At 48.8% G+C, this 13,298-nt stretch carries 16 protein-coding genes; 13 read left to right on the top strand and 3 right to left on the bottom strand.

From position 1 onward, the window contains the following. Window positions 1-52 precede the first annotated feature (52 nt). From BM318_RS09455 to BM318_RS09405, 11 genes are all read left to right on the top strand, one after another. Entirely contained in the window at window positions 53-535 is a 483-nt protein-coding gene (locus BM318_RS09455) for a lipocalin-like domain-containing protein (RefSeq protein WP_092982377.1), read from the top strand. 1 nt (window position 536) lies between these two features. Next, a complete protein-coding gene (locus BM318_RS09450; RefSeq protein ID WP_092982376.1) occupies window positions 537-1,229 on the top strand; it encodes a YiaD family glycine zipper/OmpA-like lipoprotein in 693 nt (230 codons plus the stop codon). Window positions 1,230-1,302: 73 nt separating this feature from the next. Continuing rightward, window positions 1,303-2,448, top strand: a complete 1,146-nt coding sequence (locus BM318_RS09445) for an NAD(P)/FAD-dependent oxidoreductase (RefSeq protein ID WP_177218289.1) — start codon at window positions 1,303-1,305, stop codon at window positions 2,446-2,448. Window positions 2,449-2,452: 4 nt separating this feature from the next. Then, on the top strand, window positions 2,453-3,148 hold the full coding sequence (locus BM318_RS09440; protein WP_143099956.1) for a methyltransferase domain-containing protein: 696 nt from the start codon (window positions 2,453-2,455) through the stop codon (window positions 3,146-3,148). 5 nt (window positions 3,149-3,153) lie between these two features. Next, window positions 3,154-4,236, top strand: coding sequence for a type III polyketide synthase (locus BM318_RS09435; protein WP_092982373.1), 1,083 nt, complete (start codon window positions 3,154-3,156; stop codon window positions 4,234-4,236). Window positions 4,237-4,240: 4 nt separating this feature from the next. Next, window positions 4,241-5,011 carry an SDR family oxidoreductase gene (locus tag BM318_RS09430; protein ID WP_092982372.1) on the top strand — a complete coding sequence of 257 codons (771 nt, stop codon included), beginning with the start codon at window positions 4,241-4,243 and terminating at the stop codon, window positions 5,009-5,011. A gap of 9 nt (window positions 5,012-5,020) precedes the next feature. After that, the gene (locus BM318_RS09425) at window positions 5,021-5,473 is read left to right on the top strand and encodes a 3-hydroxyacyl-ACP dehydratase FabZ family protein (protein WP_092982371.1); all 453 of its coding nucleotides are present in this window, start codon (window positions 5,021-5,023) and stop codon (window positions 5,471-5,473) included. Continuing rightward, window positions 5,470-6,735 (top strand): beta-ketoacyl-[acyl-carrier-protein] synthase family protein, encoded by a 1,266-nt coding sequence (locus BM318_RS09420; protein ID WP_092982370.1) that lies wholly within the window; start codon window positions 5,470-5,472, stop codon window positions 6,733-6,735. The genes BM318_RS09425 and BM318_RS09420 overlap by 4 nt, the downstream gene beginning before the upstream one ends. Beyond that, window positions 6,732-6,992 carry an acyl carrier protein gene (locus tag BM318_RS09415; RefSeq protein ID WP_092982369.1) on the top strand — a complete coding sequence of 87 codons (261 nt, stop codon included), beginning with the start codon at window positions 6,732-6,734 and terminating at the stop codon, window positions 6,990-6,992. The genes BM318_RS09420 and BM318_RS09415 overlap by 4 nt, the downstream gene beginning before the upstream one ends. A gap of 47 nt (window positions 6,993-7,039) precedes the next feature. Beyond that, window positions 7,040-7,444, top strand: a complete 405-nt coding sequence (locus BM318_RS09410) for a hypothetical protein (RefSeq protein ID WP_143099955.1) — start codon at window positions 7,040-7,042, stop codon at window positions 7,442-7,444. Window positions 7,445-7,520: 76 nt separating this feature from the next. Next, a complete protein-coding gene (locus tag BM318_RS09405; RefSeq protein ID WP_092982367.1) occupies window positions 7,521-7,886 on the top strand; it encodes a hypothetical protein in 366 nt (121 codons plus the stop codon). 7 nt (window positions 7,887-7,893) lie between these two features. On the opposite strand, the gene hpf is transcribed toward BM318_RS09405, so the two are convergent. From hpf to BM318_RS09390, 3 genes are all read right to left on the bottom strand, one after another. Then, on the bottom strand, window positions 7,894-8,196 hold the full coding sequence (gene hpf / locus BM318_RS09400; protein ID WP_092982366.1) for a ribosome hibernation-promoting factor, HPF/YfiA family: 303 nt from the start codon (window positions 8,194-8,196) through the stop codon (window positions 7,894-7,896). A gap of 71 nt (window positions 8,197-8,267) precedes the next feature. Beyond that, window positions 8,268-9,212, bottom strand: coding sequence for a TerC family protein (locus BM318_RS09395; RefSeq protein ID WP_092982365.1), 945 nt, complete (start codon window positions 9,210-9,212; stop codon window positions 8,268-8,270). A gap of 98 nt (window positions 9,213-9,310) precedes the next feature. Further along, window positions 9,311-10,513, bottom strand: coding sequence for a multidrug effflux MFS transporter (locus BM318_RS09390; RefSeq protein ID WP_092982364.1), 1,203 nt, complete (start codon window positions 10,511-10,513; stop codon window positions 9,311-9,313). 108 nt (window positions 10,514-10,621) lie between these two features. On the opposite strand from BM318_RS09390, the gene BM318_RS09385 reads away from it, so the two are divergent. Continuing rightward, window positions 10,622-10,987 (top strand): DUF7009 family protein, encoded by a 366-nt coding sequence (locus tag BM318_RS09385; RefSeq protein ID WP_143099954.1) that lies wholly within the window; start codon window positions 10,622-10,624, stop codon window positions 10,985-10,987. Beyond that, window positions 10,988-13,297 (top strand): FdhF/YdeP family oxidoreductase, encoded by a 2,310-nt coding sequence (locus tag BM318_RS09380; RefSeq protein ID WP_092982362.1) that lies wholly within the window; start codon window positions 10,988-10,990, stop codon window positions 13,295-13,297. Window position 13,298: the final 1 nt, after the last annotated feature.

Here is a 13,298-nt window from a genome sequence, read left to right as displayed (position 1 = left end):
AAACTAATTGCGTTTCCAATACGTAAATAGATAGAACCTTAAATCAACACTTATGAATCGAGCCATTATGCTTATGGCGGGAATAATGCTACTGTTGACCTCTTGCTCCATTTCCAAGGATGTAAGGGCACAGCGCAACCTGCTCAGCGGTACATGGACCCTCACGGACATTACCTATGAAAATAATCAGGGATCTTTCGATGCCCTCCTCTTCGGAGATGCCAATGCCATTTGCTTTGAAGACAGTCAGTGGTTTTTCCGCGACAACAACAGTACCGGACGCTATACTATAAAGCAGGGTAGTCTTTGTCAGGGAGGAGATCGCTTCTTCCGCTGGTCCATACAAAGTCCTGAAGCCAATTACAAATCCCGGTTTCAATTCAAATTTATCGACGAAAAACTAAAGGATATTACGGGGCAGGGGTATAGCCTGGTTATCGAATCTCTGTCGGCGAGCGAAATGAAAATGGCCTCCAATGTCCAGGTAGACGGGGAGCCTATCCGTATTATCTATCACTACACCAAAAATCAATAAAATGAAATCAATTATATATAAAGGGCTTAGCCTCCTGCTTGTAGCAAGTTTGGCGCTGGGATGTGGCGCGGTCCAAAATGCAAATAACAAGCAGAAAGGTGCTGTAATCGGTACGGCCGGAGGCGCCGCCATAGGAGGCGTTATCGGGAACAATGTCGGGAAAGGAAATACCGTACTCGGCGCTATTATTGGCGGGGTTGTCGGTGGAGTTGCCGGTGGATATATCGGGGACCGTATGGATCGCCAGGCCGAACGTATCGAAGAAGAGGTGCCAGGGGCCGAAGTTACCCGAGTAGGCGAGGGGATCAATGTTACCTTCACCGAAGACGCCGGGGTGTATTTTGACACTAACCGCGACGAGGTCCAGGGGACTTCAGCCGAGACGCTTAACCGCCTTGCAGGTGTGTTTGAAGAGTATCCAAAAACCATTATACTGGTAGAAGGTCATACCGATAGTGCAGGAAGCGAGGAATACAATATGGATTTGAGTCGACGCCGTGCGCAATCGGTGGCGGATTATCTGATTTCCCAGGGGGTTGATGCCTCGCGTTTTACAGTAAAATGGTATGGTGAAGCTCAACCCAGGGCAGATAACAGCACCACAGAAGGAAAGGCGAAAAACCGTCGTGTGGAATTAGGTATCATTGCAAGTGACGCCTTGAAAGAAGAAGCTAAAGAGCAAACCAAAGGATAGTTTTCCTGTACCTGAAAAAATGAAAATCCCGGCAAGTCCGGGATTTTTTTGTGCTTAGGCGTAACTTATGCCAATGCAGGAGTACCAGGTTGCAGTTATTGGAGGTGGGCTTGCTGGCTTAACAGCGGCTATTGCGCTCGGTAAAGCGGGAATCACCACCCTCGTTATTGAACGACATGAATACCCAAGGCACAAGGTGTGTGGCGAATACCTATCAGGGGAAGTAGTACCCCTTCTGAAAGCGCTAGGTGTTCCGCTTCAGGATGCTCAAACAATCAAAAGATTTAATCTGGTGGGGCTCTTTGGGAAGGAAGCCCACTGTAACCTCCCGCTTGAGGGTATTGGCATAAGCCGCTATGCCCTGGATTTCCGTATGATGGAAGTAGCCCGGCAAAATGGAGTCGAAATTTTACATACTAAGGCTACGGCACTCTTGCCCGAGGATAAGGGCATAGAAATAGTCACTGGCGCTGGCAGGATCAGCGCTCGTATCGCCCTGGGCTGCTGGGGCAAGCGCAGTCTTATGGATCGGCAGACCAATCGGGAGTTCTTACGCAAAAAATCTCCCTGGATGGGCCTGAAGATGCATTATGAGGGTGTAGATTTTCCAGCGGACACCGTTGGGCTGTACACTATTCCGGGGGGATACGGAGGATGTTCATTAACGGAGACAGGTGCTTTGAATTATTGCATGCTGCTGGACCAAAACCAATTCCGCATCTATGGAGATCCGGATACGGCTTTGGAGGCGTCCATAGCCGGGAATCCTAAATTGAAACTACTTTTACAGGGAGCCAAACCATCCTTTCAGAAGCCACTGTCCATTGCTGAGATCGCTTTCGGACAAAAGGATTTAGTTCAAAAGAATGTTCTTTATTGTGGAGATGCGGCTCAACTCATCCACCCGCTTTGTGGCAATGGTATGGCCATGGCCATACATGCCGGATATATGGCCGCGCAGGCCATTGCCGATCAATTCAATAAGCAGGATTTTGATTTTGACGAACTATCTCGTGTTTACCAGTCTAACTGGCACCGTACCTTTAACCGGCGTCTGAGGTGGGGAAAAACACTACAGTCCTTGGTAACCAAACCACAGGGCTTACGTCTGGGGATTTCCACAACACGGCTCCTGCCCGGACTACTTGAAAAAGTTATTGCGCAGACCCAGGGGCGCGTTATTCCCGTTAATCGCATTGAACAAATCTCAAAACAATAACCTGTTGTTAACCTTTAAACATCGCGTTGATATCCCGGAATTAATGGATAATCCGGAATTGGACTGCACGGAACTACGAAATGCCTACAGGGACTTAGAACGCGTAAATACATTTTTGGGCGGGCACAATAGCAGCCTTAAGGCACTTAAAAAAATGATGACGCCTTCAATTACCACGATAATTGATATGGGCTGTGGAGACGGGTCGTTTTTGAGGGTAGTTGCCGATTATTGCCGAAAAAACCAACGGCGCATTCATCTGATCGGCTGGGACAACAATCCAAAAAGTCTGGCCCTGGCCCGAGAGCACGAAAAGGATTATCCTGAGATTGCCTATGAGCTTCAGGATGTCTTAAAACCGGGGAAATTACCAGATAACTGCCTCATTACCTGCAACCTGTTCTTGCATCATTTTAATACGGAAGCCGTGGGATCCATTTTAAAAACCTGGATGGAGGCAGGAGCGATGGGTATTGTGATCAACGACTTGCATCGTCATGGTGCTGCCTATTATTTATTTACACTTTTTGGCCCTATTTTTATAAAGACTTCAACGGCACGATACGACGGCGCTGTTTCGGTGCGCAGGGGTTGGCGCAGGGAAGAACTCCTGAAGATTGCTAAATCGCTACCACTCAACCAATCCAGCTTACATTGGAAGTGGGCATTTCGCTGGGTAATGACGCTTGAAGCACAATAAATGCTATGAATAAAGTTCGGATTATTTCGGCCAGGAAAGCCCTGCCCAGGTATGCGCGCACTACGGAGGAAATTATGCCCAGTCTCATGGAGTGGCTCAGGGATGAAGATCGCAGAAAGCAGCGCAAAGCAGAGAAGATCTTTCAGGGTGCCGGGGTGCGGCGACGGTTCGGTATTATGGACATTGCCGATGTTTTTACCCAAACTAGTTTTGAAGAAAAAAACAGGGAATATGCCAGCGCTGCAGTAGAACTTGGGGAACGCGCCTTGCGCACGGCCCTGAACGACTCGAACTGGGATCCTAATAGTATAGATATCATTATATCGGTTAGCTGTACCGGAATTATGATCCCTTCCCTGGACGCCTATTTGGTAAACCGGGTTGGGTTGCCTCAGGATATTATCCGCCTGCCCGTTACCGAAATGGGTTGTGCCGCGGGTATATCTGGATTGATTTACGCCAGAAGGTTTTTACAGGCTCACCCGGGAAGTAGGGCGGCCGTAGTAGCGGTGGAATGTCCTTCTGCTACCTTTCAGCACACGGACCGTTCTATGGCCAATATCGTCAGCGCAGCTTTGTTTGGGGATGGGGCCAGTTGTGTCTTGCTTTCTTCTGAAGAGGAGGCCAGGGGAACGGAAATCCTTACGGATGGAATGTACCATTTTCCGAAAGCCACAGATCTTATGGGTTTTGACCTGACTAATCACGGACTAAAAATGATCCTTTCCCCAGATGTCCCTCAAACTATTACGGACCATTTCGAGGCCTTGCTGAATCCGTTTTTAGAGCAGGCAGGAACGCGCCAGGATGAATTAAAGCACCTGATATTCCACCCCGGGGGGCGTAAGATTATTGAAGCCACCGACGCTGTATTTAAGGAAGGTCCGGCAAACCTGGATAAAACAGCTTATGTTTTGCAGGAATATGGCAATATGAGTAGCGCAACCGTACTATACGTATTGGAGGAATTCCTGCGGGATCCGGACGCCCAACCTGGCCTTGGCCTGATGCTTAGCTTTGGCCCCGGCTTTACGGCGCAGCGCATTTTGATTGATTTAGTACCTGAAACGATTCAAAACCAAGTCTGACAGTATGAATGGCCAGAAGAAACCACATGTGCTAATTCTAGGTGGAAGCAAAGGCCTTGGGTGGGGGTGTGTCGAAAAATTTTGCCGGGAAGGCTACCCGGTATTGGCAATCCACCGGGACCGACGCTCAGATCTCGATGGTATTACCGCTAAGGCAACAGCTTTACAAGCAAATGGAACTGCACTGGAAATGTATCAAATGGATGCTTTCAAAGCCGCTTCGCGTGAGTCATTTATCCAAGGCTTGCCAGATACCGTCAAGGAAAGCGGCATAGGCGTTATTGTATTCAGCATTGCTCGCGGGAATCTGGGTAAAATGGACAGCCTCAGCTCGGCCGACTTGCGGATTACATCAGAAGCCATGGCCTTTGTTTTACAGGATTGGGTGGTAGCCTTGCTGGAAGCGGGATGCCTTGCTTCCGATTGCCGTATTATTGCCTTCACCAGCGAAGGGAGTTCGCGGGTAATGCCAGGCTATGGACCGGTTGCAGTGGCCAAAGCCGCTCTGGAAGCCATGATTCGACAAATGGCTGTAGAGCTAGCTCCCAGGGGCATTCGGGCCAACTGCGTACAAGCGGGAGTTACCGATACTGAATCGCTAAGGATGATCCCGGGTGCAGAAAAACTCATGGAGTATGCCAAAAAACGGAATCCAAACAAACGACTGACCCTTCCTGAAGATGTAGCCAATGCCACATACTTGCTCAGTTTACCTGAAGCAGCGTGGATTACAGGCAATGTTATCGCTGTTGACGGGGGAGAAAGTCTCAGTTAAGACGAGCCTATGGAGCAATCCCTGGAATACCTGATTAAACAACTCCCTTATGGCGATGGTTTTCTTTTTGCAGACGAGATCCTGGCCATAGATAGTGAGCAAATTTCCGGGGAATTTCACTTCCACAAGGGTTTGAATTTCTACGAAAGCCATTTTCAGGACCATCCCGTTACTCCCGGTGTGATCCTCATTGAATGCTGCGCACAGATCGGGCTGGCCTGTTTTGGGATTTACCTTTCCACAATGGCGCACGAAGCGCAAAAAACTGAAACCAATCAGGCATTTGCCCTGGTGGCGAGCGACATGGAGTTCTTTAGCCCTGTATATCCCGGAACAAAGGTCCGGGTAAGCGCACAAAAAGAATACTTTCGTTTTGGCAAGCTTAAGGTTAAAGTAAAGATGGAGAATGAAAAGGGGGAACTGATTTGTAAAGGCACACTTGCCGGAATGCGTGGGATATGAGGAAGCGGGTGGTCATAACAGGTATGGGGATTTGCGCTCCGAATGGCATTGGCCTGGAGGAATTTTCCAGCGCCATGCGGGCCGGTAAAAGCGGAATACGGTTTCATCCTGAATTGGCCGACTACGGGTTTAGTTGCTTGTTGGCTGCCCAACCTCAGGTTAGTCAGGAAACCATCTCAAAGTACTTTACCCCTTTAGAGCAACGCAACCTAAAGGCTTCCGGACTTATTTATGGGGCAATCGCTGGAATGCAAGCCTGGGAGGATGCTTCGCTGCCTGAGCCTGTGGGCGAAGCACCGGATTGGGATACCGGGATTATTTTTGGCACGGGTTTACTCGGAAGTGAAAAGTTCCGGGAAGCAATCCAGCTCATCGATCAGGGTAAAACAAGACGCTTGGGGAGTACGGCGGTACCACAAACCATGACCAGTGGCGTCAGTGCCTGGTTATCCGGAAAATTAGGTTGTGCCAATCAGGTCAGCGCCAATTCTTCGGCCTGTGCTACGGGTACAGAGGCCATTTATCTGGCCGCGGAACGAATTGCTTCCGGGCAGGCCAACCGTATGCTCGCAGGTAGTTGTAATGATAGCGGGGCCTATGCCTGGGCCGGGTTCGATGGGATGCGCATATTATCCTCAGCCAGCCCGGATAAACCCGAAGCTTCCAGCCGCCCGTTGTCTGCAAGTGCAAGCGGGTTTGTGCCTGGAAGCGGTGCCGGTGCCGTATTGCTGGAGTCCCGGGAAAGTGCTTTGGAGCGGGGAGCCAGAATCTACGGGGAAGTTATTGGTGGAGCCGTAAATAGCGGTGGACAGCGACAAGGGGGAAGCATGACCGCAGCAAACCCCGAAGGTATTATTCGCTGTATTCGCGAAGCCATTGCTCAAGCCAAAATTTCACCCGAAGAAATTGACGCAATCAACGGGCATTTAACCGCTACACGCCGGGATCCCGATGAAATCAGGGCCTGGACCCTCGCCCTGGAACTTTATGGGAAGAGCTTTCCCAAAATCAACTCCTTTAAAGACGCTTTGGGACATGGATTGGCTGCCTCCGGGAGTATGGAATGCGTGGCGGCCCTGTTACAGTTCCAGGAGGAATGTATCTATGGAAATAACAATGCTGAAGATACCCACCCCGAAGTCCTGGAATTAATCGATTCGAACTGCATTCCTCTTAAAACCGAGGCCGCTACTCCCAAGGTTATTGCTAAAGCGAGTTTTGGTTTCGGGGATGTCAACGCATGTCTTATTTTTAGAAAATGAAAGATCACCCACATTACAATACCCTTCGCGAATTAATAGCCCCATACCTTCCGGAAGACGTTAGTTTGGACTCCCTTCAACCAGATAGTAACCTGATTAGTGAATTGAATATTAATTCCTCCCATCTGGTAGATTTGGTTCTGGATATCGAAGACCAATACGATATTCGCCTTGAGGATACCGAAATGCAGCAGATGCAAACGGTGACGGATGCCTTACACCTGATCGACAACAAGCTCAAAGCAAAGGAGTCATAAGCAGCAATTCATTGGGTAATACCTTCTCAAAATTCTTTCACCCTTTAATGGCTACCCCGGTCTCGCTATGGTTGGTGTATTTGGTGCTTTATGGGCTCATGGGTATGATTATGAACGAAGTAGGGCAGGTACTCGAAATAGCCCGTTTTGAATACTGGTGGCAGATAATCACGGTTTACCTGCTGTATATGGTACCCATATCAATTTTGTTAAGACCCTATACCTTCTTCCAGCAATATGCCTATGGTCTTTTATTTATGGGAATCCTGGAGTTGGGTGGCTATGCCCTGGAGACCTCCTACGCCTATCCCGGCAACTTGATCGATTCCAATTTGGGGATCCGCAATTTTGCACTGGCCATGACCCTGTTCTTTGCGCTTTATTTTCCCCTGGGAAATCGTCTGGCCAGTTTTATCCATAATCTGCTGTTAAGAATTCGACGAACCGCCTGATTAATCGGTAGCAACCTTCCTCACGGCTCTTTTATTTCCCTTGTGCTGAGTACATTTGGGAAGAACACTATTGATTATGAAAACCTTACGCCCAATTCTTTGGGGTTTGTTGATTTTCCTGTTGTCCCTGTTTCCCTCAGAACTGGTAGGACAGACCGCAGGGAAAACCCTGAAGTCGGATTCCCTTTACGTAAAATACAAGACGGTTTTAGAGCGCTATGAAGCCGATTTTGTAGCCACTTCAGAACAGCGTAAACAATGGAAGAAAGAGCGGCAGGAACTCATACGCTTTCGCTCGGCCATAATCGACACCCTTCCCGTTTCGGAAAGGCTTAAGCGCCGCCTGCGTAAAGAATTATATACCACCCCCTTTACGGAGGAATGGTCTAAAGTAATGGCGGATTTAAAATTCGAAGATCCCCTGGACGACTGGGATTACTAGGAAGCACTTAGCGGCGATTCATCTTTTCCTTTCGCTTTCTCAACTGGCGCTCCAATTCGTCAGCAGCTTCCGCAATAGCCATTTCATATTCCTTCTTGCTGGACTCTGCAAACAGCCGTGGTCCGGGTAAGCTTAAACGAATTTTACAGATCTTCCCGGTTTCCGGGTCGCTGGTCTTCTCATGAGAAAAGAAAACATCGCTTCGTACGACAAAGTCGTATTTGTCAGTGAGTTTTTGAAGGCGTTTTGCCGCCAGTATTTCCAGGCGGTCACTCGCTTTAACATGATCGTATTCAAAGTTGATATCCATGCAAAGTTCTTTGTTTAAAGATAACCAGACGGGAAAGGATTTCCAAGAGGAAAAACGCTTTTCTAGACCTCTTAATCAGTAGATTTTTCCGGAATCATTAGGGAGGCAATAATACCTGCGCCCAAAGCGATCACAATCACTGAGAGGGAGACCCATTCCGGGAGATGAACGTAATGCGAGAAGAGCATTTTAAGCCCTACAAAGGCCAGGATAATTACCAGGCTGTAATTGATATATCGGAACTTGGCCAGCATGCGCGAGATCAAAAAATACATGGACCGCAATCCCAGAATAGCCAGGATATTGGAACTGAAAACGATAAAGGGATCCGCGGTAATTGCCAGGATAGCCGGGATACTGTCCAGGGCAAACATAATATCGGTCAGTTCTATGACTATCAGAGCTACGAAAAGGGGAGTGGCAGCCTTAACTCCCATACGCCTGACAAAAAAGTCGTGGCCATTGAGTTTAGCAGTTATTGGAAACACCTTTTTGAGCTGGCGAAATACAAAGGAATTTTGCGGATTAAAATCGTGGTCGGCACTCTTGATCATTTTAAATGCGGTGTAGAGCAGGAAAACCCCAAAGACATAAATGATCCAATCAAACCGATTGATCAGGGTAACCCCGAACAGAATCATTAATCCTCTAAAAATAATCGCTCCCAAAATACCCCAAAACAGTACCCTGTGCTGATATATTGGAGGAATGGCGAAGGAGGAAAAAATTACCGCAATCACAAAGACATTATCGATACTCAGTGAGAGTTCTATAAGATAACCGGTAACGTATTTGAGCACTGCGGTTCCCGGCGTTAGTCCGGTGGGATTCTCCACCAATCCGTCAGAAAAAAGCCAGTAAATCACTCCGCTGAACGCCAGGGCAATAGTAACCCAAACGGCCGTCCATGTTGCCGCTTCCTTTGATTTAATTACGTGGTCATTCTTATGGAAAACACCCAGATCAAGGGCCAGAAACACACATACAAGGGCAATGAAGAGTACCCAAATTAACATAGGGAGAGCATTTTTTCAAAGATACACATAGCGAGCGAAATTTTGGGCCGGGAAGCCCTATTGGTAAGACACCAAAAATAGGATTAGGTCACGAATTATTAATCATTTTCCTGCCGGTATCTGTAATTGCTGTAACCCATGGCAACAACCGCCAGCATTCCACAAATTAAAAAGCCAAGAAAAAGCGGCAAAGCGGAGTTTATCACGTACTTACCAATCCAAGCGCTGATAGGTACAGACATTACCGTTGCTAAAAACCCGGTGATTGCTGCGCCGATCCCCGCGATGTGACCCAGGGGCTCCATCGCCATAGAACGCAGATTCCCAAAAAGGAAGCCTACCGAGAAAAACTGAATACCCAGAAATAGCATGAGCCAGGCGATATGCGGATTACTTCCACCTGAAAATACCAGGGAGTACACCAGCGGATTTAAGGTATACACCAGCAAAGCCCACCCGATAAGACGGCGCATCCCAAAGCGCAGCACCAGATTCCCATTGAGCAGGGTAGAGGCGCCCACCGTAAGTGCCAATCCGGCAAACAAATACGGGAACAAATCCGGCAGGCGATACTGCACCTCAAAGATTTGCTGGGACGTACTGAGGTATACCAGAAAGGATCCGGTTACCAGGCCCCAGATAAAGGTAAAAATCATAGTACGCCGATAGCCCACAATTTCAAGGAATCCCGACCAGATCTTCTTCCATTTAAAGGAAGAGCGTCGGGGTTCCGGTAGGGTTTCCGGTTGTCTTTTCCAAAACCAAAATCCCACGATCAGACTAAAGATTACCTGGACATAAAAGATGGCTTCCCAACCCAGGGTATCCAACACCAATTTTCCAAAAGCCGGGGCTATTATGGGAACCAGGATAAACACTACGGTCACAAAGGACATAATGCGCGCCATGTAATCCCCGCTAAAACGGTCACGGATCATGGCAATGCTAATGGTGCGGGGTGCGGAAAGCGAAATCCCTTGAAGGATCCTTCCGATAATCATCAGTTCCAGGGATTCGGCAACCACACAGATAAAACTGGAGATTAGAAAGAATACGAATCCTGCATAGACAATGGGTTTTCTCCCCAGGCTATCGGATAGGGGCCCGAAAAGCAATGGTCCAGTCCCCATACCCAGAAAAAACAGGGTAATCAGTAATTGATTGTTGGTTGGGTCGGTGTTGCCAATAGCCAGCCCGATAATATCCAGGGCCGGGAGCAAGGCGTCCAGGGCCAGGGCCACGATCGACATCAGGGCGGCCATCAGGGCTATGAATTCAATATTATTTGACCGCTCTTGCATATTGGAAATAAGCTGCAAAGATAGGTTAATTCGGGAGGAAGCAAGGAGCAATTTACCCCTTCAATTGTTGTATATTTAATGAAAATCCAAAGGGATAATTCCAAGGAAATGAAACTGAGAATAGAAGGGAATTCGATTCGGCTCCGACTGCGAAAGTCTGAAGTCAGCAAACTCGCCAGTACAGGAAGGGTGGCAGGGGAAACCCGCATACCAGGTGGTAATTTCCATTACGCCCTTGAACTTCACCCGGATATCTCAGACCTCACGGCCAAACGTACAGCGGGCGGCATTACCCTCTTACTTCCGGAAACCCAGGGAAAATCCTGGGCAGAAAACCAGCAGGTCGGATTTGAGGCCGCTATGGCTTTGGAGGATAATGAATCCCTACACCTGCTTGTCGAAAAAGACTTTGTTTGCCTCGATCGGGATCCCGCCCTGCAAGAAGACCAATACCCCAACCCGAAATCCCTGTAAATGCCATTTTCCAAACGCGAGATCATTAAAAGGAATGTTTCGGCACGAGGCCCGGAGGAATTAGGTAATTTACGGGTAAGTGCCCCAAAAGACTTCGCAGCAGGATTACCCGCTATTGGAAAAACCCTGGAACACAGCTTTCGGGAAATGGGATTGTTCCGGCCCTTCCAGGCTCTTGCCAAAATGAATCAACAAGAGGGTTTCGATTGCCCGAGCTGTGCCTGGCCCGATCCTGATAGTCCATCGAAACTCGGGGAATTCTGTGAGAATGGTGCCAAAGCCCTGGCCGATGAGGCGACCCTTACCCAGGCCGATGCTGCGTTGTTTTCACGCTATTCTGTGGAAGAGCTATCCCATCTAACCGATTATGAAATCAACAAATTGGGTAGGCTTGTGGAGCCCATGGTACTGCATTCGGATTCGCTTCACTACGAACCGATAAGCTGGGAGGATGCCCTTTCACTAATCAGTGACCACCTGGTAGCACTAACCGATCCGAATCAAGCAGTTTTCTATACTTCAGGACGATCCAGCAATGAGGCTGCCTTTCTCTACGGGACCTTTGCCCGTGCCCTCGGGACCAACAACCTGCCGGATTGCTCTAACATGTGCCATGAATCAAGTGGAGTGGCCCTTTCAGAAACCCTGGGTATAGGAAAGGGTAGCGTAACCCTGGACGACCTCTATGGGGCCGATCTGGTGATTGTCGCCGGTCAGAACCCGGGCACGAATCACCCGCGTATGCTTTCCGCCCTGGAGAAATGCAAGGAAAATGGTGGGAAAATCATCAGCATCAACCCCCTGGAAGAAGCCGGGTTGATTCGATTTAAAAACCCACAGCGGCCTAACGGATTAATAGGGGGAGGAACCCCCTTAACGGATTTACATCTTCCCGTAAAGATCAATCAGGACATTCCCCTTGTAAAGCTATTACTCAAAGGACTGCTGGAAAGGGAAAGGGGAGGAGCCGGAGTTCTTGACCGGGAGTTCATCACAAACAAAACACTGGGATTCCAGGAGTTAGAAGCGGATCTTGATTCCTATGATTCCGAGGATTTGTTATCCCGTACAGGGCTTTCCTCCAAAGAAATTGAAGCCGCCATTCAAATGCTTGCGGAAAGCGAGAATATTATTATCTGTTGGGCCATGGGGCTTACCCAACACAAGAATGGGGTGGAAACCATTCGGGAATACGTGAATCTGCTTCTGGCCAAGGGGTCCATAGGAAAACCCAATGCAGGAACCTGCCCGGTACGCGGACATAGTAATGTTCAGGGGGATCGCTCTGTTGGAATACAGCATTTTGTGGATGCGGCGCTTAATGAGCGCATCGAAAAACATCTGGGATTTGTTTCCCCGGACAAAAAAGGCTGGGATGTCGTAGAATCTATCGAAGCCATGCACGCCGGGAAGGTAAAAATCTTTATGGCTCTCGGGGGTAACTTCCTGAAAGCGGCCTCGGATACGGATTTTACGGCTGCTGCCCTGGAAGAATGCGAGCTTACCGTCCAGGTGAGTACCAAACTTAATCGCAGCCACCTGGTTACCGGGAAAACAGCCTTAATCTTGCCTACGCTGGGGCGAAGCGAAAAGGAAGGAAAAGGGGAGGGGCACTACCTGACCACAGAAAATAGCATGGGACGGGTTAGCCGTACACGGGGCGTACTCAAACCGGCCGCCGGCAACCTTAAAAGTGAACCAGAATTAATCGCAGAACTGGGCGCCCGGCACTTTGGGGCGCAGCATTCAGTTCCCTGGCTGCAATGCGCACAGGATTACGGATTGATTCGAAAATATATTGATCTGGTCGCCAAAGGTTTTTCCAATACCTCGGAACGCTCAAAAGGTAAAGGGTATGATCTGCCGAATAATGCCCGAGCAGGCGACTTTAGTAAACTCCCCGGGGGTCGGGCAAAATTCACAGTCAATACGTTGCCGGATCACGGTTTAGCGCCCGATGAATTCCTCCTGATGACCATTCGTTCCCACGATCAATTCAACACCACCATCTACGGGCTCGACGATCGCTACCGGGGCATCTACAATGAAAGACGTGTGCTTCTAATGAATCCTGAGGACATGCAAGAGCTCGGTATTGCGGAACAGGAGGTAGTACACTTAAGCAGCACTTACGGAGATGAAGTTCGACGGGCACCCAATTTCAGGGTAATTAGCTATGCGATCCCGAGGGGAGATGTGGCAGCCTACTTTCCGGAGACCAATCCTTTGATCCCAATCCACCAGTTTGCCGACCGCAGCCAGACCCCAATCAGCAAATCAGTGCGGATTCGGGTGGAAAAAACATCCTAGT

The sequence above is a fragment of the Robiginitalea myxolifaciens genome, from assembly GCF_900115205.1.
GTDB lineage: Bacteria > Bacteroidota > Bacteroidia > Flavobacteriales > Flavobacteriaceae > Robiginitalea > Robiginitalea myxolifaciens.
Note: the sequence above shows the minus strand (reverse complement) of the source record. Positions and strands in the feature narration are given on the sequence as shown.

What these genes read in the sequence shown, in the direction of transcription:
- BM318_RS09445 (WP_177218289.1), top strand. Translation starts at nt 1,303, where the DNA reads ATGCAGGAGTACCAGGTTGCAGTTATTGGAGGTGGGCTTGCTGGCTTA.
- BM318_RS09430 (WP_092982372.1), top strand. Translation starts at nt 4,241, where the DNA reads ATGAATGGCCAGAAGAAACCACATGTGCTAATTCTAGGTGGAAGCAAA.
- BM318_RS09405 (WP_092982367.1), top strand. Translation starts at nt 7,521, where the DNA reads ATGAAAACCTTACGCCCAATTCTTTGGGGTTTGTTGATTTTCCTGTTG.
- BM318_RS09425 (WP_092982371.1), top strand. Translation starts at nt 5,021, where the DNA reads ATGGAGCAATCCCTGGAATACCTGATTAAACAACTCCCTTATGGCGAT.
- hpf (WP_092982366.1), bottom strand. Translation starts at nt 8,196, where the DNA reads ATGGATATCAACTTTGAATACGATCATGTTAAAGCGAGTGACCGCCTG.
- BM318_RS09455 (WP_092982377.1), top strand. Translation starts at nt 53, where the DNA reads ATGAATCGAGCCATTATGCTTATGGCGGGAATAATGCTACTGTTGACC.
- BM318_RS09450 (WP_092982376.1), top strand. Translation starts at nt 537, where the DNA reads ATGAAATCAATTATATATAAAGGGCTTAGCCTCCTGCTTGTAGCAAGT.
- BM318_RS09415 (WP_092982369.1), top strand. Translation starts at nt 6,732, where the DNA reads ATGAAAGATCACCCACATTACAATACCCTTCGCGAATTAATAGCCCCA.
- BM318_RS09410 (WP_143099955.1), top strand. Translation starts at nt 7,040, where the DNA reads ATGGCTACCCCGGTCTCGCTATGGTTGGTGTATTTGGTGCTTTATGGG.
- BM318_RS09395 (WP_092982365.1), bottom strand. Translation starts at nt 9,212, where the DNA reads ATGTTAATTTGGGTACTCTTCATTGCCCTTGTATGTGTGTTTCTGGCC.
- BM318_RS09390 (WP_092982364.1), bottom strand. Translation starts at nt 10,513, where the DNA reads ATGCAAGAGCGGTCAAATAATATTGAATTCATAGCCCTGATGGCCGCC.
- BM318_RS09380 (WP_092982362.1), top strand. Translation starts at nt 10,988, where the DNA reads ATGCCATTTTCCAAACGCGAGATCATTAAAAGGAATGTTTCGGCACGA.
- BM318_RS09420 (WP_092982370.1), top strand. Translation starts at nt 5,470, where the DNA reads ATGAGGAAGCGGGTGGTCATAACAGGTATGGGGATTTGCGCTCCGAAT.
- BM318_RS09385 (WP_143099954.1), top strand. Translation starts at nt 10,622, where the DNA reads ATGAAACTGAGAATAGAAGGGAATTCGATTCGGCTCCGACTGCGAAAG.
- BM318_RS09435 (WP_092982373.1), top strand. Translation starts at nt 3,154, where the DNA reads ATGAATAAAGTTCGGATTATTTCGGCCAGGAAAGCCCTGCCCAGGTAT.